Annotated in this window: 20 protein-coding genes, 6 tRNA genes and 1 pseudogene; 2 read left to right on the forward strand and 25 right to left on the reverse strand. The window is 31.2% G+C overall.

Features of this window, described 5'->3' with window-relative positions:
- Positions 1-247: 247 nt before the first annotated feature.
- From BN350_RS00345 to BN350_RS00380, 8 genes are all read right to left on the reverse strand, one after another.
- Positions 248-330: transfer RNA gene (locus BN350_RS00345), tRNA-Leu, on the reverse strand.
- A 14-nt stretch (positions 331-344) separates the two neighbouring features.
- A tRNA-Lys gene (locus tag BN350_RS00350) sits at positions 345-420 on the reverse strand.
- A gap of 5 nt (positions 421-425) precedes the next feature.
- Positions 426-501, reverse strand: a tRNA-Thr gene (locus tag BN350_RS00355).
- A 14-nt stretch (positions 502-515) separates the two neighbouring features.
- A tRNA-Val gene (locus BN350_RS00360) sits at positions 516-591 on the reverse strand.
- 6 nt (positions 592-597) lie between these two features.
- Positions 598-673, reverse strand: a tRNA-Glu gene (locus BN350_RS00365).
- A gap of 7 nt (positions 674-680) precedes the next feature.
- A tRNA-Asn gene (locus BN350_RS00370) sits at positions 681-756 on the reverse strand.
- Positions 757-841: 85 nt separating this feature from the next.
- Positions 842-1,183 carry a hypothetical protein gene (locus BN350_RS00375; protein WP_028041823.1) on the reverse strand — a complete coding sequence of 114 codons (342 nt, stop codon included), beginning with the start codon at positions 1,181-1,183 and terminating at the stop codon, positions 842-844.
- A gap of 58 nt (positions 1,184-1,241) precedes the next feature.
- The gene (locus BN350_RS00380; protein WP_028041824.1) at positions 1,242-2,429 is read right to left on the reverse strand and encodes an aminotransferase-like domain-containing protein; all 1,188 of its coding nucleotides are present in this window, start codon (positions 2,427-2,429) and stop codon (positions 1,242-1,244) included.
- Positions 2,430-2,536: 107 nt separating this feature from the next.
- Between BN350_RS00380 and BN350_RS00385 the strand changes: the two genes are divergently transcribed.
- Positions 2,537-2,875 (forward strand): hypothetical protein, encoded by a 339-nt coding sequence (locus BN350_RS00385; protein WP_028041825.1) that lies wholly within the window; start codon positions 2,537-2,539, stop codon positions 2,873-2,875.
- Positions 2,876-2,896: 21 nt separating this feature from the next.
- Here the strand turns inward: BN350_RS00385 and BN350_RS00390 are convergent, their stop codons facing one another.
- The 16 genes and pseudogenes from BN350_RS00390 to gap form a co-directional block, all read right to left on the reverse strand.
- On the reverse strand, positions 2,897-5,320 hold the full coding sequence (locus tag BN350_RS00390) for an FtsX-like permease family protein (RefSeq protein WP_028041826.1): 2,424 nt from the start codon (positions 5,318-5,320) through the stop codon (positions 2,897-2,899).
- Positions 5,313-5,993 (reverse strand): ABC transporter ATP-binding protein, encoded by a 681-nt coding sequence (locus tag BN350_RS00395; RefSeq protein WP_028041827.1) that lies wholly within the window; start codon positions 5,991-5,993, stop codon positions 5,313-5,315. Before BN350_RS00395 ends, BN350_RS00390 begins: the two co-directional genes overlap by 8 nt.
- Positions 5,994-6,038: 45 nt before the next feature.
- A complete protein-coding gene (locus BN350_RS00400; protein ID WP_028041828.1) occupies positions 6,039-7,007 on the reverse strand; it encodes a sensor histidine kinase in 969 nt (322 codons plus the stop codon).
- The gene (locus BN350_RS00405) at positions 6,994-7,677 is read right to left on the reverse strand and encodes a response regulator transcription factor (protein WP_028041829.1); all 684 of its coding nucleotides are present in this window, start codon (positions 7,675-7,677) and stop codon (positions 6,994-6,996) included. Before BN350_RS00405 ends, BN350_RS00400 begins: the two co-directional genes overlap by 14 nt.
- A 68-nt stretch (positions 7,678-7,745) precedes the next feature.
- On the reverse strand, positions 7,746-8,636 hold the full coding sequence (locus BN350_RS00410) for a MerR family transcriptional regulator (RefSeq protein ID WP_028041830.1): 891 nt from the start codon (positions 8,634-8,636) through the stop codon (positions 7,746-7,748).
- 59 nt (positions 8,637-8,695) lie between these two features.
- Positions 8,696-9,757, reverse strand: coding sequence for a GTP pyrophosphokinase (locus tag BN350_RS00415; RefSeq protein WP_028041831.1), 1,062 nt, complete (start codon positions 9,755-9,757; stop codon positions 8,696-8,698).
- Positions 9,758-9,875: 118 nt separating this feature from the next.
- Complete coding sequence (lgt, locus tag BN350_RS00420; RefSeq protein WP_028041832.1) at positions 9,876-10,685, reverse strand: prolipoprotein diacylglyceryl transferase; 810 nt, start codon at positions 10,683-10,685, stop codon at positions 9,876-9,878.
- On the reverse strand, positions 10,682-11,617 hold the full coding sequence (gene hprK, locus BN350_RS00425) for an HPr(Ser) kinase/phosphatase (protein ID WP_028041833.1): 936 nt from the start codon (positions 11,615-11,617) through the stop codon (positions 10,682-10,684). The genes lgt and hprK overlap by 4 nt, the downstream gene beginning before the upstream one ends.
- 10 nt (positions 11,618-11,627) lie before the next feature.
- Positions 11,628-14,478, reverse strand: a pseudogene (gene uvrA, locus BN350_RS18050) (excinuclease ABC subunit UvrA).
- A complete protein-coding gene (locus BN350_RS00435) occupies positions 14,465-15,811 on the reverse strand; it encodes a CCA tRNA nucleotidyltransferase (RefSeq protein ID WP_028041834.1) in 1,347 nt (448 codons plus the stop codon). Before BN350_RS00435 ends, uvrA begins: the two are co-directional and overlap by 14 nt.
- Positions 15,811-17,784 carry an excinuclease ABC subunit UvrB gene (uvrB, locus tag BN350_RS00440; protein WP_028041835.1) on the reverse strand — a complete coding sequence of 658 codons (1,974 nt, stop codon included), beginning with the start codon at positions 17,782-17,784 and terminating at the stop codon, positions 15,811-15,813. The genes BN350_RS00435 and uvrB overlap by 1 nt, the downstream gene beginning before the upstream one ends.
- A 13-nt stretch (positions 17,785-17,797) precedes the next feature.
- Positions 17,798-19,234 carry a S41 family peptidase gene (locus BN350_RS00445; RefSeq protein ID WP_028041836.1) on the reverse strand — a complete coding sequence of 479 codons (1,437 nt, stop codon included), beginning with the start codon at positions 19,232-19,234 and terminating at the stop codon, positions 17,798-17,800.
- Positions 19,235-19,483: 249 nt separating this feature from the next.
- Positions 19,484-19,852: a metal-dependent transcriptional regulator gene (locus tag BN350_RS00450; RefSeq protein WP_028041837.1), complete on the reverse strand. Its 369-nt coding sequence runs from the start codon at positions 19,850-19,852 to the stop codon at positions 19,484-19,486.
- Between the two features lie 40 nt (positions 19,853-19,892).
- Positions 19,893-20,672 carry a ZIP family metal transporter gene (locus BN350_RS00455; RefSeq protein ID WP_028041838.1) on the reverse strand — a complete coding sequence of 260 codons (780 nt, stop codon included), beginning with the start codon at positions 20,670-20,672 and terminating at the stop codon, positions 19,893-19,895.
- Positions 20,673-20,750: 78 nt separating this feature from the next.
- Positions 20,751-22,904, reverse strand: coding sequence for a transporter substrate-binding domain-containing diguanylate cyclase (locus tag BN350_RS00460; protein WP_028041839.1), 2,154 nt, complete (start codon positions 22,902-22,904; stop codon positions 20,751-20,753).
- An 89-nt stretch (positions 22,905-22,993) separates the two neighbouring features.
- Positions 22,994-24,010 carry a type I glyceraldehyde-3-phosphate dehydrogenase gene (gap, locus tag BN350_RS00465; protein WP_028041840.1) on the reverse strand — a complete coding sequence of 339 codons (1,017 nt, stop codon included), beginning with the start codon at positions 24,008-24,010 and terminating at the stop codon, positions 22,994-22,996.
- A gap of 297 nt (positions 24,011-24,307) precedes the next feature.
- On the opposite strand from gap, the gene BN350_RS00470 reads away from it, so the two are divergent.
- On the forward strand, positions 24,308-24,886 hold the full coding sequence (locus tag BN350_RS00470; protein WP_028041841.1) for an ATP-dependent Clp protease proteolytic subunit: 579 nt from the start codon (positions 24,308-24,310) through the stop codon (positions 24,884-24,886).
- A 21-nt stretch (positions 24,887-24,907) separates the two neighbouring features.
- Here the strand turns inward: BN350_RS00470 and BN350_RS00475 are convergent, their stop codons facing one another.
- Positions 24,908-25,297, reverse strand: a complete 390-nt coding sequence (locus BN350_RS00475; protein WP_231385207.1) for a hypothetical protein — start codon at positions 25,295-25,297, stop codon at positions 24,908-24,910.
- Positions 25,298-25,299 lie beyond the last annotated feature (2 nt).

Genomic DNA, 25,299 nt, shown 5'->3' on the forward strand with positions numbered 1-25,299 from the left:
ATTTAAACAATGATAAATACAATGAATATCTTTCTCAATAATCACTTTTTTTCATATTTTTTGTTGATTCAAGAATATATAATTCCAGAATAGTCTTCCATATTTTTGATTGTACCTAGTGTATAATAACCAAGCAGCGATTTTAATATTTATTTAAAATTGAAAGTCATTAATATTTTCATCCATTCTTAGCATAAATTATGATAACAAACAAAAAAACCTTGATTAATTCAAGGTTATTGTCTATTGGTGCGGATGACAGGACTTGAACCTGCACGCCGAAGCACTAGATCCTAAGTCTAGCGTGTCTGCCAGTTTCACCACATCCGCAGCATATATTAAAATGGTGACCCGCAGGCGACTCGAACGCCTGACCCTCTGATTAAAAGTCAGATGCTCTACCGACTGAGCTAGCGGGTCAAATCTGGTGCCGGCTAAAGGACTTGAACCCTCAACCTACTGATTACAAGTCAGTTGCTCTACCAGTTGAGCTAAGCCGGCTTATAAATAAAAAATGGTGGAGGTTAACGGGCTCGAACCGCTGACCCTCTGCTTGTAAGGCAGATGCTCTCCCAACTGAGCTAAACCTCCAAAAAATGGTGACCTGTACGGGATTCGAACCCGTGAATGCATGCGTGAAAGGCATGTGAGTTAACCGTTTCTCCAACAGGCCACAAAAATGGCGCTTGAAGTAGGACTCGAACCTACGACCGATCGGTTAACAGCCGATTGCTCTACCAACTGAGCTATTCAAGCATCTCGTTTGTGCTTAAATATATTATCATATCATTAAGATTATTGCAAGTCTTTTTATAAAAAAAAAGAAGCCATTTTTTGACTTCTATACATATTCTCCATTTTTACCCCAATGATCATATTCTTGAATTGATATATATTGTTGAGAAACAGGTATTTTTGTAATACTTTCTACTTCTTTCATAAGTTTTTCTACAAACTCTTTTTTATATGCATAATCAATTTCATGAAAGAGTTGACATTCTATTTTCATACAGTCAATTTCCTTTCCTTTAAAATACATAACCTGATTATCTTCAATATGAATCATTAGATTCTCTTCTTTTTTGTTCGGTAAAATTGAGATCAATTTTCCAGCACTGTTTTTCAATGCTTTCTCTTGATTTAATGTTAATGTTTTTGTAGTTGTAAATGTTATAAATGGCATTTTTTATTCCTCCCGACTTTCTATTATATGTTATATTTATTGAAAAATATGACGAACTTTAATACATATTATGTGTTAATTGTCCTAAAATTTTAACACCCTCTTTAATCTTCTCATCTGTTGGTGTAGAAAAATTCATTCTAAAACTATGACATTCTTTATTATCATCATCTAAGAATGCATTACCTGGTACAACAGCAACTTTTTGTTCCAATGCTTTTTTTACAAATAACTGCATATCTATATGTTTAGGTAATGTTACCCATATAAACATCCCACCTGTTGGTTTGGTATATTGTACAGCTGGATGAAAATATTTTTTCATTTCTTCTAGCATAAGGTAACATTTTGCTTTATAAATTTTTTGTATTGATGCAATATGTTGATCCATATCATATTGTGTTAAATATTGAGCCATTACTTTTTGAGCCCATAAATTAGAATGAACATCACTAGCTTGCTTTGCTACAGTAAATTTATTCACGACTTCCTGAGGACCAATACAACAAGCAACACGCATTCCTGGTGCAATAATTTTTGATAAGCTGGCTGCATATATAACTAATCCATCTTGATCTAATGATTTGATTGAAGGAATAGCCTCTCCTTCAAATCTTAAATCTCCATAAGGGTTATCTTCTAATATAAGAACTTCATATTTTTTTGCTAATTCTAAAACTTTTTTTCTGATTTCTAATGACATAGTCATACCTGTTGGATTTTGATAATTTGGAATAAAATACATAAATTTAGGTTTTGGTTGCATTTTTAATGATTCTTCTAATGCGACTAAATCTAATTGCCCATCTTTATATTCCACTCCCTGTAATATTGCTCCTAATGATTTAAATGCATTTAATGCACCTAAAAAACTTGGATTTTCACAAATCACAACATCCCCTTCATTACATAAGCATTTTGCAGCAAATTCCATAATCTGTTGAGATCCAGATGTAATTAACATTTTATCCCCATCTTTCAATGCTAGTTCATTTCTATTAAAAAATTGAGTTGCGGCTTTTATCAAACCTTGATCTCCTTCAGTAATTCCATATTGGAGAACACTAATAGGATCATTATGCAAGATTTCAGCAGAAATCTTTTCTATTTCTTTTACTGGAAATGCTTCTGCAGCTGGATTCCCACCAGCAAAACTAATCATTTCAGGATTAGATGTTGCTTTTAATATTTCTCTAATAGCTGAAGCTTTCACATTAGCCATTCTTTTTGTAAATTGATATTCCATCATTTCCACTCTCCCTTGTTTGTTATTTATTATTATAACTCAATTTTTTGATAATAACTAGATATTTGTTTCAACAAGCGATATAATAAAACTAGGTGGTGATAGTTATGCAAGTTATATTTGTTGTCTTAAATAAGATAGATTGTTTAGATGATTTATTAGCTCGTTTAAAAAAAGCAGGAGTCAATGGTGGAACAATTGTCGAATCAACTGGAATGGTCAAATCTTTAGATGAATCAGATGAAAGTTATCTTTTAGGATCACTTCGTTTATTTCTTGAAAACCCTTTGCCTGAAAGTCGCACTATATTTTTTATTGTGAATGATGATCAGGTTGATTTGGTCAGAAAAACAGTTGATGATGCTGTAGGTGGTATTAATAATCCACATACAGGTATAATATTCGGAATACCTATTAGTTTTGCAGATGGACTCATGAAAAAATAAAGCATTCACATGCTTTATTTTTTATTGCTTTGTAATTGTCTGCATTAAGTTTTCTTTCAGTTCACTATGAACCGGTAACATAAATGCTATCATGAAAATAATTCCTAAGAATGCTACATAAGGACCTTGTTGTGCAACAAAGTTACCAACAAAAGTTTCTTCAATAGGTCCTTTCATATTAATAACAATTATAAAGATAACTATACAAATTGCAATAACATAAATCATCAACCCATATATCAGATGAATAAGATAAATCTGTCTTTTGGTTGCTCCAATGGCTCTATATAAACCAATTTCATGTTTAGCTCCCAGAATTTTTACTTTTCTATACAGATATGTTAAAACAACGATTCCAGCTAAGAAAGTTCCACAGAATGGACCAACTTTTAATATAAATTGTAAACTCCACATAATACTCTCTTGCATTTCTTGTTGAGTATCCTCAAATCTGACATTATGTTTACCATTAATAACCTGTAATATTGCACTTTTTAATTGAATACCTGCTTTTTGAGTATTGGCATCAAATAATAATTTCGTTGAAGAATCATCCGGAATGTATTTTTGATAAGTTGACTGATTTGTAATCAATTGATAATAATTAGTAAAAAGTGATTGTTCTTTTCGTGTAATTTCCTCAAATGTAATAGTGCCAACAATCTTTAATGGCTGATCTATCAAGTGATTTGCCTCTGCCATTCCTTCATCAGCATATGCAATTGTTACATAATCCCCAATTTCTAGTCCAACATCCTTAATATATTCTTTATCCTCATGCGGATTTGCCAGACTGCTATCATAATATCCATCATGAACGTTTATCCAAGGTTTGACAATCAGAACTTCATGATCATTTTGCGGATATCTTCCTTCCATATGATGCTGAGATAAAACTTCCTTAATCATCTCTTCATTCTCATAATAACTTAATGATGATCTTTCAGCATATTTCATCTGTGAAGGTCTTATTCGATAATTTAATATTGATTTTATTTCTTCAATTCCCTGCCATGTCATTTCAATATCATGAACATGATGAACTTGTGATGTCATATCTTTAATTGATGTCAAAGGCTGAATATCAGAACTTGTTAAATCTCCATCATCATAAAGAATATAATCAAAATCAACATTTGTTTTTGATCGTGCTACAACCTCCTGATAACCTTCAATACTGTCAAAGAACATACTTCCCATCACAATACCAATCATAATAATAACGATCATGGATATAGATATAAATTTATGTAATAAAAATTCTCTGATAGCTAATGCAAAAATATTTTGTCTGCGGACTTTACGTACTCTAGATATTGACACCTTTTGCTTAACACTTTGCGTTAAAGAGACATAATAAGCTTCAAAAGATGGTAAATAAATACCAATAATAATGGTAATAATTGAAATAATGATTTGACTATATAACTTACTTCCCATCACAAACATAAAATCAGATTTCATAATAAGATGATAGCAAAATAAAACAATAAAACTAAATAAGCATCCTATAATAAAACCAATAATTCCTGCAATGACACTTAATATTAATCCTTCATAAACAATCATTTTTTGAATTTGTTTAGACGTTGCTCCAATGGCTTTCATTAAAGCAAAATGTTCTGTACGTTTAGTCAATGATGAAACCATTGTTCCAAATACACCAATAAATCCTAATACAGCAATTAAATATCGAAATACATTTGTAATATCATCATCAATATAATGTGGCTTATCTATATTGATTGTTTTATATTGATCATATGTTTTATCATTATAAACTGTTTTTTCATGAAGTCCTTCTTCTATCATTGTATTCCATAGTTGTTTTGTATCTTTTGCATAAAGTAAAGCTATATCTTGGGTTGTAGAATATTGGGTTGTAATAAAATCACCTATCTCTAACATTCCCTTATGTAATTGATTATCTATAATACCTACAATTTCAAATTGTTGAACTTCTGAAGTCTCACCTGTTGTGACTGTTAATTCGATATTCTGATGAATATCTTTAGCAATTCCCAGTATCGTACACTGGTTTTCTGTTAAGATTAACTCTTTTTGTTGATTTGGTAATCGCCCTTTTAATAATGTTAAGGGTGCTAATTCCATGGCATTCTGATCTAATGAATCCAATCTTCCTGCATCATAATCCTGATAAGACACATTTCCCGCATAACTAAGATATCCAACCTGAGCATCCTTGACTTTTGATTTTAAAGCATCAATATCTGATTTATTGGGCTCATAAAGAATTGCTGACCATCGGCCAAATTCTGTACTTTTTTCTTTATATCCAATAGCATCATATGAAGAAAATAAAATAGCTATACATGATGATAAGGCAAATACAAGAACTAAAGATATAAATATAAAGCGGTAAAAACTCTTTTGTTTACGAATATTATCATATGCTAATTTTTGTAAGTAATTATGTTTAAACATTCTCATCACCTACAATTTGTCCATCTTCAATTGTGATAATTCGATCAGCTTTATTGGCCATCATAGCATCATGCGTAACCATCACAATCGTCTGATTATATTTTCTTTGTGAAAGTCTTAATAAATCTACAACCTCATGACTGTTCTGTGAATCAAGGTTACCAGTTGGTTCATCTAATAGAATAATAGAAGGTTTAGATGCCAATGCTCTTGCAATCGCTACTCTTTGTTGTTGTCCACCTGATAACTCATCAATATAGGCATATTTTTTATCATCTAAGCCTAAAACATGAATAATATCATCAACATATTGTTGATCTTCTTTACGTCCATCCAAACGCATTGGTAATATAATGTTTTCATAGACATTTTGACTTGGTATAAGATTAAAGAATTGAAAAACGAAACCAATTTGACGTCTCCTTAATATTGACAAAGCATCATCTTTCAATTGATACAATGAGATATCCTGAATATTAACTTCACCTGTATCTGGTTTTTCCAACCCTCCCATAACATGTAAAAGTGTTGATTTCCCCGAACCACTCTTACCTATCACAGTTACAAAAGTTCCTTTTTCAATTTCAATACTCACATCACGCAAAGCATGAACTTTAGCCGCTCCTTCACCATAGGTTTTTGATACATGACTCATCTTAACAACTTTTTCCATCATTTCCACCTCCTATCTTTATTATAGATAGGCTTTCTTACACTTCTATGACACTTTCTCTTTCATTTCATATTTTAGAAACATAATTTCAAAAACAACACCATGATCATTATAAACATCAATATATCCATGATGTCTTTCAATAATTTCTTTTGATAAAGCTAATCCAATTCCTACACCTTTTTGATGCTGTGTATGATAAAATCTCTCAAATATATGTGGTAAATCTTTTTCATCAATGATTGGTCCATCATTATAAATCTTTATTTTAAAAGAATTTTGATATTCATCAAAAGAAATCTGAATCAATGAACAGTCATGCTCTAAAGCATTTTTTAAAATATTAGAAATCGCTTCTTGTAACCAGCTTTCATCATAATAAAACATCAAATGATTTTCTTCTATTTTGATTACTACATTCCTCTGTTGGATAAGTGAATAAACTGATTCTAGAGAAAGTTCAATAACATCTTTAATTGGTAAATAATCATATTCAAAAGAAACTTGATGACTTTGTAATTTTGCTAGTTTTAATAAACTACTTATAAGATATTTCATCTTTTCTATTTGTTCTTGTATTTTTTGTGAATTTTCATTATTTTCTTCTTCATTTAATATTAATTCATTATAAATAGAAATACTTGTTAAAGGTGTTTTTAATTGATGACAGATATCTTCAATTGTTTCTTTGAGTTTATCTTTTTCTTCTTGAATAGTCTCTTCATAAGCTTTTGTACGATTTTTTAAATGACGCATCTCATCATATAATAAACCTAGATCTCCATCTTTTATCTGGGCTTTTTGATCTTGAGAAGCATATCCAATAACGTTTCTGACATCAGTATAGAGTTGAGCAAGCATGTAATAAGATTTTAAATAAAGAATACTTAAACCAACTAAACTACTAACTAATAAAAAAGAATTATCTAATGTTATATAAATCACAATATTGATAAGTATTGTGATTAACCAAAGATTTCTCAGTTGAATAAATTCACGATTATTTGTTTTCATATAATACCTCTCTATTAATCCTATACCCAACACCTCTCACTGTTTCAATATAAGAAAAACCATGATAAGTCCCAAGCTTTTGTCTTATTCTTTTCATATGTACAGAAAGCGTATTGTCTTCTACATAATATTCATCTCTTTCAATAGCTTCTAATAATTGTCGACGTGTTAAAACTTGATTCTTATGAATAACAAGCATTCTTAACAATTCAAAATCTATAGTCGATAAATGAACATTCTGCCCCTGTATATAGACCTCCTGACGATTTATATCAATCATAAGATGTCCAATACCTAATTGATCATTTGTTTGACTACGTCTCATTAAAGCTGTCATACGTGCATAGAGTTCCTTAATACGAAATGGCTTTGTCATATAATCATCACCACCATTATTTAATCCCTCTACCAAAACATCCTCATTATCATTGGCAGTCAAAAATAAAATAGGCACTTCAGAAGACAAACGAATTTCTCGACATAAAGAAATACCATTACCATCAGGTAACTGAATATCCAATATCACCAACTGAAACAATCCATCACAAAATATTTCTTTCGCCTGATTATAACTTTCAGCAGTCACAACATCATATGCCTTAATTTCTAATGCCTTTTGTAACGAATGACATAAAGCCAAATCATCTTCTACCAATAATATTCTACTCATAAGATCACCCTCTTTTATTCTATTATATAATGATGACACTTCTATGACAAAAGAAAAGAAAGAACAAATTATTCTTTCTTACATAATTGCATTTTATGATTATAATACAACCCTAAATCCTGACAAACTTTATCATTGAGTTCTCTCCATTTTAAACTATATTCATTATACTCTGGTGATAAATCACATAATGCTGGAAGAAAGATATCATTATATCCAGCATTTTGTAATCTAATCTTCAACTTCCTTTGTGGATACTGAAATATTCTATATGACAAACGGTGTGAATTCTTATACACATATTTCATCAATTCTTTTGCTTTTTCATAAGCATCTTCACTTTCTAACAATTCACGTTTCATATTTTCTGATTTTTGAAATGCTGACATCATTTTCTCTTCACTCTCATGTCTATTTAGCCAGTAGATAAAACGTATACTCCAAGGTAATTGAAAATCAACATCATCCCAAAACCTAATAACTCTTTGATAAGCTTGTTTTTGTTTAACAGTTGTCATTGTACCTTGTAAATACGGATAAAAATGTTGCATAAACATTTTTCCATAAATACCTGGAATTTGTTCTTGTATTGCCTTGGAAATATTTTGATAATCAATTTGCTCATCAAGTTTTTTCCAAGATTTTGTTTGTTCAACCAATTGTTCTAACAATTCAATAGATTTTTCTTGTATTTTAAGTGCCTTTTTCTTTTCAACACAAATATTCCTCAACAAATCATTTTTTTCATCTTTGTTAGCCTTCAATAACCTTTTGATATCACTCATATGTATATCTAGTTTCCTATATAATGATATTTCATGGAGTTGTTCAATATCATGATCATTAAAGATACGATATCCATTCTTATCTTTGTGTACATTTAAAAGCCCCTGTTCTTCATAATAGTATATAGCTTTCTTTGTTAAGTTCAACAAGTTACAAACTTCTTGTATCTTCATTTCTCTCACCTCAAATTTAGCATACACTATCCTCCAGGGGCATAGTCAATATTTTATATTTAATTTCTTAACTGTTCTTCAATTTTTATTGATTCTTTTAATTTTTGTAAACGTTCAATACTTTCCTGAGAGAAGATTTCTTCAGGATCACTTACTCCATCATTAGCAAGCATCACTAAAGAAATCCAAATCAGGACATTGTAAATATTAATGATATGATTTTCTTTAGAATTTTCAACGCGTTCTCTTGATAACCATTCTATTTCTTTCATATGATTTTCCACAAAATCATCTAATTCATTAATATATGTATAACCCATATAATGAAATCTTTGTATAAGTCTTGATTGTGATATTAATTCAGAATCTCTTTCAAATTTAAACTGATATTCTGTATGTAGCCTTTCTAGAATACCATTAATACGTGGAGACGTATTGACATACTGGATAAGAGAATTCACATTAATATCCGTCCTTAAAACTTTCTCAATATGAACAATCCCTTTATTATATTCATCCACTTCTTTGGCAATCTGGACAAATTCTTCATCTAAGAGTTCTAATGATGCTGACAATCTCGTTAACCGTCTACGAATATCTTTAGGTATCTCATATTGTGATTTATAACCTAGTCCATGTTCAATTTCAGCCCATGAATGTTGTAAAGTTGTACGGATTTGTAATTCAAAAACAATATCTTTATATGCCGCATATTCAATTAACTGACACCTTTCATCATTGAACTTAATTAAAAGATGCAATGAATTATAGCCAAAATCTATACGATCATCATAGTTCTTTTTTCTTTTATCATTGTATTCTATAATTTCAAAATTATCTTTCACACATTCATATATCAAATCTACATCATTTTCAAATAATGTAATAATTCGACATGCAACAACATCTGTAATTTCATTAATATCATTATACTTATTTTTATAAGTAATCTTTTTCATAAGTGCATCTTCACTTTTAATTCGAATCGCCATATTAGAAATACGAAAATGATGTGTATCTATAATACGTGTAAAAATATCTTCAATATCATGTTTAAGAGATCTATAAATTTCCTGATTATCATGATATTGCTTAATAATTCTTTTAGCAGAATTATGCATGTTATCACCTCATGTGTTTATTATATACATTCTATATGAAATATTCGTGAACATTTTCAAATATCATTCTCAATTTATAATTCCTTTTTTTCTATAAGAAAAAAAGGAGTAGATGATTCTACTCCACCTGAAATTCTTCAACTTTTTTGCCTTTGAAATGTACATAGATAATCCCTGCAATACCAGCAATTAAGAAAACAATAGAAATGAGCTGTGCCATACGAATAGGTCCAAACATTAAACTATCTGTTCTCATACCTTCAACAAAGAATCTCACAATACCATATAAAACAAAATAACTAAAGAATTGAATACCTATATGTTTTTGGAATTTTCTGATTACAAAAATAATGAGTAAAAAAGCAATAATATTCCCTACAGATTCATATAAAAATGTTGGATGATGATAAGCACCACCAATATACATATTATCAACTATAAATTGTGGTAGATGTAATGATTGTAAGAAGTTTAAACTCACTTCTCCTCCAAATGCCTCATGATTAAAGAAGTTTCCCCATCTTCCACAAGCTTGAGCAATTAAAACACCAGGCATAATCGCATCTCCTGCTACAAGAAAAGGAATATTACGTTTCTTAAAGAAGAAATAACTATAAATCAGTCCCGTAAATATACCACCCTGTATAGCTAAACCACCATGCCACACCGCAAAGATTTCAATTGGATTATTAATATAAATATCATTAAAAGTAAAAATGACATACCAAATTCTCGCTCCAACAATACCAATAAATAATAATGCAAAGAAATAATCTGATAATATTTCTTTATTATATCCTAGCTGTTTAAAACGATATTGTCCTAAAAAATAAGCAAAACATGCCCCAGATAAAATCACTATCGCATACCATTGAATATGGAAAGGACCTATCGATACAAAGGTAGAAAAATTTTCAAAAAATCTCATGATGACTTACTCTTAATATTATCTAAAATACGATTCACAAATTCTTTACTAGAATCAAATCCAGAATCTTTTAATTGCATATTCATAACAGCTGCTTCAATGATAGCAGACATACTTCTTCCACCTGTAACTGGCACAACAATTTTAGGAATTTGGACAGTTAAAATCTCTTCTGTCACATCATCTTCTTCAACACCAATACGTGTATATTCTCGTGATGGTAACCATCTTTCTAACTGGATAATCAAATCAACATTATCCTTTGGCAAAATAGAAGCTACACCAAACATTTTAGAAACATCAATAACTCCTATACCTCTAATTTCTAATAAATTCTTTAATACTTCTGGAGCTCTTCCAACAATACCTTGTCCTATATGATAAAGTTCAATAGCATCATCAGCAATTAATAAATGACCTCTTTTAATTAATTCTAATGCAATCTCTGATTTTCCAATTCCACTATCTCCACGAATAACAACACCTTTTCCATAGATATTTAAAAACACTCCATGGATCAAAGTTTCTGCTGCTAATGCTTCATCCAATGTTCCTGTTAAATCAATAGAAACACGGCCTGTTGCCTGTTTTGTTTCAAAAATTGGAAAATTTCTCTTAACTGCAATATTCTTAAGTATTTCAGGACATTCATATCCTTTAGCAATAATAATACACGGTGTCTCATCATTCACAAGTTTAGAAAAACAAGCCAACTGTGCTTCTTTACTCATTTCTCTAACAAATGCAATTTCCTTCTCTCCAAAGAGAATAATTCTTCGAAAATCAGTATGTTTAAAAAATCCTGCTAGTTCAAATCCAGGTCTATTCATTTCAGCAACAAAAATTTCTCTTTCTAAAGAATCCTCATCCCCTGAAATACGTTCATAACTTGGTGATTTTAATAAATCTTTCAATTTGACTGATTTACCCATAAAACTCCTCCTACTCTAATACTTTCTTAAGAAAACGCCCTGTGTGGCTTTCTTCGCATTTTGCGATTTTTTCAGGTGTACCTGATACTACAATTGTACCACCATTATCGCCACCTTCCAATCCTAAATCAATAATATGATCAGCAACTTTAATTACATCAAGATTATGTTCAATAACAATAACTGTATCACCTTGATCAACAATACGATTTAAAACCTCTATCAATCGAGCGACATCATGACTATGTAACCCAGTTGTAGGTTCATCAAGAATATAGACAGTCTTACCAGTTGCCTTCTTTTGAAGTTCACTTGCAAGTTTCACACGTTGTGCTTCTCCTCCTGAAAGCGTTGTTGCACTCTGTCCTAATTTAACATAACCTAATCCTACATCATAAATAGTTTGGAGTTTAGAACGAATACGAGGTAAATTATCAAAAAATTCTAACGAGTCTTCTACTGTCATTTCTAAGACATCATAGATTGTTTTATCTTTATATGTTACCTGTAAAGTTTCTTCATTGTATCGTTTACCTCCACATTCTTCACACGGAACATAAACATCAGGTAAAAAATGCATGCTAATACGTTTCACTCCATCACCTTGACATGCCTCACAACGCCCTCCTTTTACATTAAAAGAGAAACGTCCTTTATCATATCCACGCATCTTTGCTTCTGGAGTTTTTGCAAATAAATCACGAATATCATCAAAAACTCCAGTATAAGTCACAGGATTAGAACGAGGTGTTCTACCAATAGGATCTTGCGACACTTCAATGACTTTATCAACATTATCTAATCCTAATATAGATTTATGTTTTCCTGGTTTTTCTTTTGAATGGTAAAGTTTTGCACGTACCGCTTTACATAAAATTTCATTAACTAACGTAGATTTTCCACTTCCTGAAACACCTGTTACACAGACAAACTTACCTAATGGAAATTTCACATTAATATTTTTAAGATTGTTTTCCTGTGCTCCCTTAATTTCAATATACAATCCATTTCCTTTACGATGCTTTTTAGGAACTGGTATTTTATATTCACCAGATAAATATTTACCTGTAATAGAGTCAGGATGATGCATAATTTCTTCAGGAGTTCCTGCTGCTACAACCTCTCCCCCATGAACACCTGCTCCAGGTCCAATATCAATAATATAATCCGAAGCACGCATCAATAATATAATCCGAAGCACGCATTGTATCTTCATCATGTTCTACAACAATAACACTATTACCCAAATCACGCATATTACATAATGTTTTGATTAATTTCTCATTATCTCTTTGATGTAATCCAATTGACGGTTCATCTAAAACATAAAGAACGCCTGTTAAACGTGATCCAATCTGCGTAGCCAAACGAATACGCTGAGCTTCTCCTCCAGACAAACCTCCAGCACGTCTTGAAAGTGTCAAATATCCTAGACCAACATCATTTAAGAAAGTTAAGCGATCCTTAATTTCCTTTATAATTAAACGTGCAATGTTTGTTTCAGTCTCATTCAATTTTAATTCTTGAATAAAAGCAAGAGCTTTTTCAATAGACATATCAGTGAATTCACTAATATTTAACCCACCTACTAAAACACTTAAAACCTGATCATTTAAACGTCTACCCTGACAAGTCGGACAAGTATGTTCAGCCATAAAAGACGCATACCATTCTTTAGACCATGATGAAGTTGTTTCTTCATAACGTCTTTCAATTAATGTCTTAACTCCTTCGATATACTTTGTTGTCTTTGAAACATTTCCAGAACTAGATTGAATCGTATATGTAATCGGTTTATCCGATCCTCTTAAAATAATATGAAGTTCCTTCTTGGTAAAATCTTTTAATGGTTTGTCTAAGTCAATATGATATTCACGACATAACACTAAAAATCTCTGCCATTCAATTCGATCTGTACCAACTGAAGTTTTAAAATAACGCAATCCTCCCTGATTAATACTTAAAGACCAATCTGGAATCAAAAGGTCATCATCCACTTCATTCTTTACACCTATTCCTTTACAATCAGGACATGCTCCTAAAGGATTATTAAAAGAAAATAATCTTGGTTCTAATTTTGGAACACTAAATCCACAATGTGGACAAGCCAAATGCTGTGAAAATAGTTTCTCAGTCTTTGTTGTTAAGTTCTCAACAATGGCTTCACCACCAGTAAGTTTTAAAGCAGTTTCCAATGAATCAGCTAATCGTGAACGATAACCTTCTTTTTTTATAATTCTATCCACAATAACATCAATATTATGTTTCTTATTCTTGTCTAATACAATCTCTTCCTCTAATAATCTTGTTTCACCATCAACTTTAACCCTTACAAAGCCTTCTTTCATTAAATCATCTAATAAATCTTTATGTGTTCCTTTTTGATTCTTACACATTCTTGCAAGAATCTGTAATTTTGTTCCATCTTCATACGTATCCACAGAATCAACCATCTGCTTAATTGTCTGAGATTCAATCAAAACATGATGAGTAGGACAATATGCATGTCCAACCCTCGCATAGAGCAGTCTCAAATAATCAAATATCTCTGTGACTGTTCCAACTGTAGAACGAGGATTATTTGATGTTGTTTTCTGGTCAATCGCAATAGAAGGTGACAAACCTTCAATACTATCTACATCTGGTTTTTCTACACCACCTAAAAATTGTCTTGCATAAGCACTTAATGACTCAACATAACGTCTTTGACCTTCAGCATAAATCGTATCAAAAGCTAAAGATGTTTTCCCACTCCCAGACAACCCTGTCATAATAACAAGTTTATCACGTGGAATTTCAACATCAATATTCTTTAAATTATTGACCCTTGCTCCTTTGATAATAATTTTATCTTTTATCATACTTTTTCTTCAAACTCCTTAATATCTTCTCTCTATTTAATCCCTGAAGTTGTAAATCATATGCTTCTTCTAACACATCTTTAAAAATTTTTTCTTCAGTCCATCCCGCTCCTATTAAATCATAGCCATTAATGATAGCTAAAGGAGCTTTCTCTCCTAATCGTTCTTTTTTATCTCTTATAAACTCTAAGAAATCATTATACTGTGATTGAACAACTTTTCCTCTACCCAACTTATCACAACAACTTATATAAATCAAATCATTTAATGAAACTTTTCCTTCAATCTTTTTCAAAAGCCTCAAATAAGATATATCTCGACTATGATTTCTTGCCATATTCATCAAATGCATATGGTACATAATCATTGTTTGAATATATTGTCTTTGTTTTTTCGAAGTTATAAGATCAACTTGCTTAAATATATCAACACCTGATTCATTATGACCAGGAGCATGTCCCTCGCTTGTTGTAACAAGCGGTTTTCCAATATCATGCAGCAAACATGACCACATAAATGAAAGTGGCTGATCTGTCTTCTGCTTGCACAATGCTGCAACATCAATCACCAGCATCGTATGTGTAAATACATCACCTTCTGGATGATAATCCAAGCGTTGATGAGTCATTGTTAAATTTTCTAGAAATGAAGGCAAAGCCTTGATTTCTTTTAAGAAATAAAAACCAATAGAAGGTTTTGGAGACATCAATATTTTACAATATTCTTCATAGATACGCTCTTTAGATAAATGATCTAACATACCATCTTTAACCATCTGATAGCACAATTGTTTTGTTTCTAAATCAATGGACATATCAAATCTAGCAGCAAACTGTGCAATTCTTAAAACTCTTAAAGGATCTTCCCCAAATGTCTGTAATGAAACACAACGAATCACTTTCTCTTTTATATCATTCATTCCGCCACAAAGATCAATAATCTTATCCTGATGATAATCATACATTAATGCATTCATTGTAAGATCACGTCTTAGAATTGCTTTTTCTATAGGTAAATCAGGATCGATGATAATATCAAAATCCTGATGTTTTTCTCCACTCTTCTTTTCTTTACGTGGTAAAGCAAAATCATAGTGTGGCAATATGCTTAATTGCATTATCGCAAATGACTGCCCAAAAGTATTAACAGTTCCATGTTTTGATAAAACATCATACAGCTGCTGATATGATAAATGATAAACTTCCACATCAATATCATGTTCTGTATGAATATTTAAAATATCATCACGAACACTTCCGCCAACAATATACACATATCCACCTGCATTAGAAATATCATTAAAAACAGACTTTGCTAATGAACATATTTCCATTACTTCTCACCTTTCAATTCCATAATGATATCTCTTAATTCCATTGCCCTTTCAAAATCAAGAATTTTCGCTGCCTGCTTCATTTCTTTTTCCAGATCATTAATCAATTTCTTCTTCGCTTTCTTATCAGCTTTCTTTCCTTTTTGAATAAAAGAAGTTGCCTCATCTACTGTTTCTTTACCTTGAATTAAATCTCTAATTTCTTTATGTATTGTTTGTGGTGTAATATGATGTTCTTTATTATATGCTTCCTGAATTTCTCTTCGTCGAGAAGTTTCATCTATTGCTTTACGCATTGAATCAGTTATACGATCACCAAACATAATAACTTTACCATTTGCATTTCTCGCAGCACGACCAATCGTTTGTATTAAAGAGCGCTCACTTCTTAAGAACCCTTCTTTATCAGCATCAAGAATACAAACTAAAGAGACTTCTGGTAAATCCAAACCTTCTCTTAACAAATTAATTCCAACTAATACATCATACTTTCCTAGTCTTAAATCTCGTAAAATTTCGGTTCTCTCTAACGTCTTCGTATCAGAATGTAAATATGCAACTTTTAATCCAACTTCTTTTAAATAAGCACTTAAATCCTCTGCCATTTTTTTAGTTAAGGTTGTAATAAGAACCCTTTCATTTTTTTCAACTTTATCATTAATCTCACTAATAATATCATCAATCTGGTTCTTTGATGGTCGAACTTCAATCACTGGATCTAAAAGACCTGTTGGTCGAATAATCTGTTCAGCATATTCACCGTGTGTTTTCTCTAACTCATAATCACCAGGCGTTGCTGAAACATATATAACCTGATTAATAATTTTTTCAAATTCTTCGAAACGAAGCGGACGGTTATCCAAAGCACTTGGTAAACGGAAACCATATTCAACTAATGTTTCTTTACGACTGCGATCTCCATTAAACATACCTCTTACCTGTGGCAACATAACATGACTCTCATCCACAATCATTAAGAAATCCTTAGGAAAATAATCAATCAACGTATAAGGACGCTGTCCAGCAGCACGTCCATCAATATGACGTGAATAATTTTCAATACCTGGACACATACCAACTTCCCTTAACATTTCAATATCATGACGTGTACGTTGATCTAATCTTTCGAATTCCAATGGTTTCATACCCTCTTCAAAATAACGCAAGCGATCTTTAAGTTCTTCTGAAATCGTCCCACATGCACGTAACATCTGTTCTTTTTTTGTCACATAACCATAAGCTGGATAAATCGTATAAGTATGATAACTTCCTAAGACTTTTCCTGTTAAAGGATCAACTTCACTAATACGTTCTACTTCATCTCCAAAAAGTTCAATACGAATAAGCCAACTCTCAGTATGACCAGGCACAATTTCAATAACATCACCACGAACTCTAAATGTTCCCTTCGATTGTTCAATATCATTTCTTTGATATTGACGATCAACAAGATATATTAACAATTCTTTACGGTCAATCTCTTGTCCTACTCGTAAAGAAAAAATCATTTCTTTATATTGTTCTGGATTACCTAGACCATAAATAGATGCAACAGAAGCAACAACAATTGTATCTCTTCTTTCTAATAAAGAATTCATGGCTGCTGAACGTAACATTTCAATTTCATAATTCGTTTGTGCAGTCTTATCTATATAAACATCACTTTTAGGAATATAAGCTTCAGGCTGATAAAAATCAAAGTTTGAAACAAAATATTCTACTCTATTTTCTGGAAAAAACTCCTTTAATTCAGAATAAAGTTGTCCTGCTAATGTTTTATTATGAGCCAAAACAAGCGTTGGTTTATTAACCTCAGCAATGACATTAGAAACAGTAAAGGTTTTTCCTGTTCCTGTTCCTCCTAACAAAACCTGCTCTTTTTTACCTGCACGAATTCCTTCAACCAATTGCTTAATAGCTGATGGCTGATCACCCATTGGTGAATACTCAGAAACAAGTTTAAACTTTTCCATTTCCAACACCCCTTTACTTCATTAATTCTATAACTTTCTGATAACACTTATCATCCAGTTTTTGATAAACATGATAAGCTAATGCGCTTAATAAGATAAGTGAATCATTTTTATCATATTGTCCATCATCTTTCAGCTGATAAGCATTTTCAAAAGTTTTTAATGCATTTTCTGTCTTTTTAGAAAAATAACCATCTTGACGATCAACATCATATCCTAATTCTTTTAAAATTTCTTGCATATATTTGATATTACTATCAACTTCATCATAATGATAAGTCTTCTCCATTTTTGCTAAACCAAAATCATGAATAGTAGTCGTATCTATTTCATAATCTGGCTTTATTCCAATTTCATTTATCCACTCACCTTTAGAAGTCAGCCATTTCGCATGAGTATATTTTAAAATCGAACCATCTGATAATGTCTTTTGCGTTTGAACAACACCTTTTCCATAAGTTGTCTCTCCAATGACTTTATACCCTAAAACTTCTTGAAGTGCAGATGTCACAACTTCTGAAGCACTCGCACTATCATGATTCACCAATATATATCCATTTTCAAAATTATATTTTTCTCTATCCGTTGCCTTATATACTTCTTCTTTTCCTTGCTTTGATTGAGTTCTAAAAAGAATCTCATCTTTTTTTATAAATAAATCCAAGATATCCTGAGCGGCTTGTAAATAACCACCACCATTATCTCTCAAATCAATCACTAAATTTTTTACATTCTCTTTTTGAAAAGTTTTCAATGCATCTTCAATCATAATGCTAGTCCCCTCACCAAAAGTTGTTATAGATAGATAGCCTATCTTTTGGGAAACAGTCGTTCTTAATTCAGATGCAACTGAAGTTTCTACACTTCCTCGCTTAACTGATATTTCCTTTGATTTTCCATCACGTAATATTTTTAAAAATACATTTGATCCATTCTCACCCTGAATTGCATTTTTTATTTTTTCAGATGTGTAATCAGCTATTGAAGTTCCTTCAATATGAGTAATGATGTCTCCTGCCAAAAGTCCAGCTTTAGCTGCTGGTGTATTTTGATAAACATTTAAAAGAAGTGCTCCTTTTTCTTCAACAGCTGTATAAGTCACACCAATTCCTTGAAACGATCCATTAATAGATGTTTCTAAATCAAGAGATTGCTGCTGATTCATATATGCCGAATAAGGGTCCTGTAATCCAGCCACCATCCCCATTAATAAACGTTCATTCATACTATATTGACTATCAGCAGTATCAACAAAATCATTGTCTACTATTTCCCCTATCTGATCAAAAACTGTTCCTTCAAGATTAGTATTTGTTTCCTTTGTTCCATGTATGAAATAACCTCCAATTCCTCCAACAACAAAACATATAATACAGATAAGAATAAAGAGTGGTTCTTTTTTTATTTTTTTCTTCTTTTTATTTTCAAATTCAAAATTAAAATCGTCCATAATTACACCTCGTTTCCTTATTTTACCATATATTTCATCAAAATATAACCTTGAAGTCTTATTAATTCAATGACTTCATATGAGAAATATTGACTTTATATAAGCAAATTAATCCAATACATAAAAAATCAATAGAGATATTTCTATGAATTAAGAAAACATTTCACTATATTATACATTATATCACATTTAGTTGCATATATACACACAAATATGCAACTTCTTATCATAAAACAAGAAAAGCAATCTTTACGACTGCTTTGATAAATACTTTTTAATACATGTATAACTTTCTTCACTTATAATATGTTCTAAACGACAGGCATCATCTTCAGCTTGTTTCTCACTCACACCTAGTCCTACAAAAAAATGCGTAAGTGTTGTATGTCGATTGTATACTTTCTCAGCAATTTTTCTACCATCATCTGTAAAATCAATATATCCTTTTTGATCTACTGTCAGTAGTTTTGATTCCTTAAGAAGTTTGATTGCTCTAGAAACACTAGGCTTAGAGAAATTCATTTCATGCGCAACATCAATCGAGCGTACATACTCATTTTTCTTTTTCAACATAAGAATCGTTTCTAAATACATTTCACCTGATTCATGCAAATCCATCTGCATCACCTCATATCCTTATTTATTATAACATATTTCCTTATCCTAATGCCACATCCAATATCATCATTACAGTAAATCCAATAGCAAATCCAATCGTCGCAACATTAGAATGTTCACCTTCCGATGCCTCAGGTATCAATTCTTCAACAACAACATACAACATTGCTCCAGCTGCAAAAGCTAGTAAATAAGGCAATACTGGAACAACAAATTTTGATAGTAAGATAGTCACAACAGCTCCAATAGGTTCAACAACACCAGAAGCCGTTCCATATAAAAACGCCCTTTTTCTACTCATTCCTTCACTTTTTAAAGGCATTGAAATAATTGCTCCCTCAGGAAAATTCTGGATTGCTATACCAATCGCAAGAGCCATTGCCCCCATCAATGAAACTTCACTGTTCCCAATCATAACGCCTGCAAAAACGACACCAACTGCCATTCCCTCAGGAATATTATGCAGTGTAACTGCCAAAACTAACATTGTTGATTTTTTTAAATTTGCTTTCTTTCCTTCAATTTCATTGTCTAAATGCATATGTGGAATTGTATGATCTAATATTAAGAGAAAAGCAATACCAAGCAAGAAACCAATAGCTGCTGGCATAAATGCAAATTTCCCTAGAGATTCTGACATATCTATTGCAGGAATCAACAATGACCAGACTGACGCCGCAACCATGACACCTGAAGCAAATCCCAACAGAATTTTCTGTATTAATGTATTCATTTTCTTAGCCATGAAAAAGACACATGATGAACCCAATGTTGTTCCTAAAAAAGGAATAAGTAAACCTAATACAATTGATGTATTCATGTTTTTCCTCCTCTCTTTCTTTTGATTATCATACTATATCTTTTTTCATTGGTCAAAAAATATGCAATAGAAAAGCATTTATTGTGATGTTTTGTCAACCTTACAATAAAAACAAAAACAAGACCTACCAGAATTTTTGGCATAATATAATGCCTGATCTGCATTTTCATAAAGTTCTTCATAAGTCGTTGCGTCATCTGGATAACAGGCAATTCCAATACTACAGGAAACTTGTTCCATAATTTTTTGAGAATCTTCGATAATATGTTGTGCTTTCAATGTAATTGTTTCCTTGTCATAAATATCTTTAAAAAACACAACAAATTCATCTCCACCAACACGACCAACTATATCCGTAGAACGACAATGTCTTTTCAGCAGATTACCAAAATCTTTAATCACCTGATCACCACTCAAATGACCATATGAATCATTAATATTCTTAAAATGATCAATATCTATAATCATTAAACTTCCCTGATGCCCATCCAAATACACCTCTATTAATTCACTCGTATTCACTTTATTCAATAATCCAGATAAAGGATCCATACGCATTTTCTGTTTTAAAGTCTCTTCCGTTTTTTTAGCATTCAATAAAGCACCATTCTTTTCTTCCAATAATTTATTCTTTTTAAGAATTTCCCGATTAAATCGTATTTCTAAAACAATAAAAACAATCAACCCTATAACAATTCCACAAACAGCTGCAATCAATAGTGGATGATTTTGAATAAAGGATTGTAAAGATATTGTATCAATGTGACCAAGCATATTTTCAATTACAATCGCATCTATTTCCTTATCACTCATCTTATGAATAGATTTATTAAGAATACTGATTAAAATTTCATCAGTATCTTTATTTAAACCTAAAGAAATAGGTGCTTCAACTATTCTTGGTAAAACCTCCATTAAATCAATATATTCTTGAAACACCTGATAACTATGCAAATAAAGTGTTGACAATAAAGCTCCGTCAATCTTTTTTTGATTTAAAGCCTCTAAACATTCATTTGCTGTATCGTATTCAATAATCTCCCATTGACTATATTTTTCCTGAGTAAAAGATATGAGTCCTGGTTCTGACCCTAACATCGCAATTTTCAAATGATCATCTACATCTATTTGTGTTTGTTTGCGGGCAACAAGGGAACTCATTTTTGTATAGTAAGAATCTGTAAAATTCATATGATATTCTTTTTGTAATGATTGTGATACAGTTGAACTTAATATGATATCTGCTTCTTTATTTTTTACCATATTCCAAGCTGATTTTCCTTGAGTATCTATTATTTGAAAATCAATACCACTATTTTTACTTATTAAGTTCATTAAATCAATCATAACGCCTTTGTATTGCTTTGACTGTTTATCATAATATTCTAAAGGATAGTCATGATTTTCTATAGCTATAGTTAACTGAGGATGTTCTTGAATGTATTGTTGTTCGTGTTTTGTAAAACCAATTGATTTTCGTGTGGTATCACCATAATATTTTTCATGTAACTTAGCTACATAATAAGGATTATTTAATTCAATTTGAGCAAGGGCCTGATCTAATTTTTTTAGGACTTCCATATTCTTTTTTGATGTCATAAAATATGCAGGCAATGATCCTAGTTTTGCTATATATTTTTTATGATTATAATCATTCATACTCCAATTCACAATCATATCTACTTCTTTATCTTCTAATGCTTTATTTAAACATGTTAAATCATCATAATACTGCCTTTGAACATCTATATGATTTTCTTTTACATAATCTTCAAAGATCTGATTGAGATAATTTCCCTTAATCATTCCAATCTGAAGCTGCTGATATGATTGTGGATCATCAAAAAATAAATCATCACGCTCTTCTAAAGCAATTAATGCTACATAATCTTGACAGCATTTATTTTGACTAAATAAAAACTTTTCAGCCCTTTCTTCAGAATATTGGGCAGGCATCAATAAATCTATCTCACCCTTTTCAAGCCAATCTAAACACTCTTCCCATGTTCCTTCAACATAATCATATTTCCAATGTGTATACTTTTGAATTTCATCTAAAAATTCTGCCCCATAGCCACTCACTGATCCATCAGTATGCAAACTTAAGAATTTCTCTAAGTCTACACATCCTACCCGTATTGTTTCCTTTGCATATAACGGAACAATCATAAAGCAGCATACCATAGTCAAACAACAGATAACTCCAATCCATAGTTTTCTTAAATATTTCATCTTCATCACCTTGTACCCTCTAATACACATATTATATACAATATCAGAAAAAATGCAAAAAAAAGAACACCGAAGTGTTCTTTTCATCATTATTTAGTTAATTCAGCAAAATATTTAATAGTTCTAACCATGTTAGAAGTATATGAATTTTCGTTATCATACCAAGCAACTGTTTGAACTTCAGTAGTTCCGTTATCTAATGGTTTAACCATAGTTTGAGTTGCATCAAATAATGAACCATAGTTAATTCCGATAATATCAGAAGATACTAATTGTTCTTCAGTATATCCAAATGATGGAGTTGCTGCTGCTTTCATAGCTGCATTAACTTCTTCAACTGTAACTTCACCATCAACAACTGAAGTTAAGATAGTTGTAGATCCAGTAGGAACAGGGACACGTTGAGCTGAACCAATTAATTTTCCATTTAATTCAGGAATAACTAAACCAATAGCTTTAGCTGCACCTGTAGAGTTAGGAACGATATTAACAGCAGCTGCACGAGCTCTTCTTAAATCACCTTTTCTATGAGGTCCATCTAATACCATTTGGTCACCAGTGTAAGCATGTACTGTCAACATGATACCTGATTTAATTTTAGCTAAGTTATTTAAAGCGTTAGCCATAGGTGCTAAACAGTTAGTTGTACAAGAAGCTGCAGAAATAATTGTATCTTCAGCTTTTAAGATACCTTCATTTACACCAAATACAACTGTTGGTAAATCATTTCCTGCTGGTGCAGAGATAACAACTTTTTTAGCTCCTGCATCAATATGAGCTTGAGATTTAGCTTTAGATACATAGAATCCTGTACATTCTAAAACTACATCTACACCTAATTCCCCCCAAGGTAATTTAGAAGCATCTGCTTCTTTGTAGATTTCAATTTCTTTTCCATCTACTACGATAGAAGATTCTTTTACTTCTACTTTATCAGCTAATGCATATCTACCTTGTGCTGAATCATATTTTAATAAATGTGCTAACATTTTTGGATCAGTTAAATCGTTAATTGCGACAACTTCATATCCTTCAGCACCAAACATTTGTCTAAATGCTAGACGTCCAATACGTCCGAAACCATTAATTGCTACTTTTACTGCCATTTTATTGACTTCCTCCTTGATTTATTTTATGCCTATATTATAGTCTACAAACCAAAATAAATCAATAAAAGTTGTAAGTATTATATAAAAAAATTCACATGAAAGGTAATGTAACCACTTCCAAACAGAAAAAGACTTTTTACTACATCATTTTTGATGAAAGAAACACTTTTTACCAGTTTGATATCGAAATTTTTATAAAATTTCTATTTAATGTGTCATTTAAAACAAACTCTTCACCTTTCATGAATATTAACTCTCATAAAACTCTATAATGAACTATGGAGGTCAAAACTTATGAACTTTATTCCAACAGTTATACTAAAAAAACAATCTAAGGAGTATGCTTATGATATTTATTCACGACTTTTAGAAGACCGTATTATCATGTTATGTGGTGAAATCAATGATGAAATGGCAAGTTCTATTGTCAGTCAGCTCTTATATTTAGAATCACTTGATCCGAATGCTGATATTGATATGTATATCAATTCACCTGGTGGTAGTGTTTCAGCCGGTTTAGCTATATTTGATACAATGAATTTTGTCAAATGCGATGTGTCAACAATCAGTATTGGACTTTCTGCTAGTATGGGAGCATTTCTTCTTGCTGCTGGTCAAAAAGGAAAACGCTGTGCTTTAGAAAATAGTGAAATTATGATTCATCAACCCTTAGGTGGAACAAATGGTCAGGCAAGTGACATTGAAATTACAACCAAACATATTCTTAAGCAAAAAGAAAAACTGAATCGTCTTCTTTCAGAAATGACGAATCAGCCATTACGCCGTATCAAAAAAGATACTGATCGTGATTATTTTATGAATGCTTATGATGCTTTAGAATATGGTCTTATTGATGAAGTCCTAAAGAAATAAGCGTCATTCTGACGCTTTTTCTTATGTTTTTTCTAGTTCTATACAAAGATGTTTATCTTTAATAAAAAGTTGCTGAATTGGCAAATCACACACATAACAACAAGATCCATCTTTAAAAAGCAAATGTTCATCATGAATCATTTGTTTTAAAGCACTTAATAAACTTAACTGTAAAAACAAATATTCTACTTTACCATCAACATTCTCAAAAATTAATTTTCCATTTTGATAAGATAAAGTAAATCTTGCTTGCATATCAAAAGTATGATCCTGATAAGCAACAACAGCTTTCATTTCAATACATTCATTAATTGTTAATTGTGATTCTTTAATCATAATAGAATATTTATTTAAAAATGGTTTTAATCCATATTCCAGACAAGTTTTCACTTCATTTTCATTTAAAATCATTA

Source organism: Candidatus Stoquefichus massiliensis AP9, assembly GCF_000455285.1.
Taxonomy (GTDB): Bacteria; Bacillota_I; Bacilli_A; order Erysipelotrichales; family Coprobacillaceae; genus Stoquefichus; species Stoquefichus massiliensis.

What these genes read in the sequence shown, in the direction of transcription:
- BN350_RS00375 (WP_028041823.1), bottom strand. Translation starts at nt 1,183, where the DNA reads ATGCCATTTATAACATTTACAACTACAAAAACATTAACATTAAATCAA.
- BN350_RS00380 (WP_028041824.1), bottom strand. Translation starts at nt 2,429, where the DNA reads ATGGAATATCAATTTACAAAAAGAATGGCTAATGTGAAAGCTTCAGCT.
- BN350_RS00385 (WP_028041825.1), top strand. Translation starts at nt 2,537, where the DNA reads ATGCAAGTTATATTTGTTGTCTTAAATAAGATAGATTGTTTAGATGAT.
- BN350_RS00390 (WP_028041826.1), bottom strand. Translation starts at nt 5,320, where the DNA reads ATGTTTAAACATAATTACTTACAAAAATTAGCATATGATAATATTCGT.
- BN350_RS00395 (WP_028041827.1), bottom strand. Translation starts at nt 5,993, where the DNA reads ATGGAAAAAGTTGTTAAGATGAGTCATGTATCAAAAACCTATGGTGAA.
- BN350_RS00400 (WP_028041828.1), bottom strand. Translation starts at nt 7,007, where the DNA reads ATGAAAACAAATAATCGTGAATTTATTCAACTGAGAAATCTTTGGTTA.
- BN350_RS00405 (WP_028041829.1), bottom strand. Translation starts at nt 7,677, where the DNA reads ATGAGTAGAATATTATTGGTAGAAGATGATTTGGCTTTATGTCATTCG.
- BN350_RS00410 (WP_028041830.1), bottom strand. Translation starts at nt 8,636, where the DNA reads ATGAAGATACAAGAAGTTTGTAACTTGTTGAACTTAACAAAGAAAGCT.
- BN350_RS00415 (WP_028041831.1), bottom strand. Translation starts at nt 9,757, where the DNA reads ATGCATAATTCTGCTAAAAGAATTATTAAGCAATATCATGATAATCAG.
- lgt (WP_028041832.1), bottom strand. Translation starts at nt 10,685, where the DNA reads ATGAGATTTTTTGAAAATTTTTCTACCTTTGTATCGATAGGTCCTTTC.
- hprK (WP_028041833.1), bottom strand. Translation starts at nt 11,617, where the DNA reads ATGGGTAAATCAGTCAAATTGAAAGATTTATTAAAATCACCAAGTTAT.
- BN350_RS00435 (WP_028041834.1), bottom strand. Translation starts at nt 15,811, where the DNA reads ATGGAAATATGTTCATTAGCAAAGTCTGTTTTTAATGATATTTCTAAT.
- uvrB (WP_028041835.1), bottom strand. Translation starts at nt 17,784, where the DNA reads ATGGAAAAGTTTAAACTTGTTTCTGAGTATTCACCAATGGGTGATCAG.
- BN350_RS00445 (WP_028041836.1), bottom strand. Translation starts at nt 19,234, where the DNA reads ATGGACGATTTTAATTTTGAATTTGAAAATAAAAAGAAGAAAAAAATA.
- BN350_RS00450 (WP_028041837.1), bottom strand. Translation starts at nt 19,852, where the DNA reads ATGGATTTGCATGAATCAGGTGAAATGTATTTAGAAACGATTCTTATG.
- BN350_RS00455 (WP_028041838.1), bottom strand. Translation starts at nt 20,672, where the DNA reads ATGAATACATCAATTGTATTAGGTTTACTTATTCCTTTTTTAGGAACA.
- BN350_RS00460 (WP_028041839.1), bottom strand. Translation starts at nt 22,904, where the DNA reads ATGAAATATTTAAGAAAACTATGGATTGGAGTTATCTGTTGTTTGACT.
- gap (WP_028041840.1), bottom strand. Translation starts at nt 24,010, where the DNA reads ATGGCAGTAAAAGTAGCAATTAATGGTTTCGGACGTATTGGACGTCTA.
- BN350_RS00470 (WP_028041841.1), top strand. Translation starts at nt 24,308, where the DNA reads ATGAACTTTATTCCAACAGTTATACTAAAAAAACAATCTAAGGAGTAT.
- BN350_RS00475 (WP_231385207.1), bottom strand. Translation starts at nt 25,297, where the DNA reads ATGATTTTAAATGAAAATGAAGTGAAAACTTGTCTGGAATATGGATTA.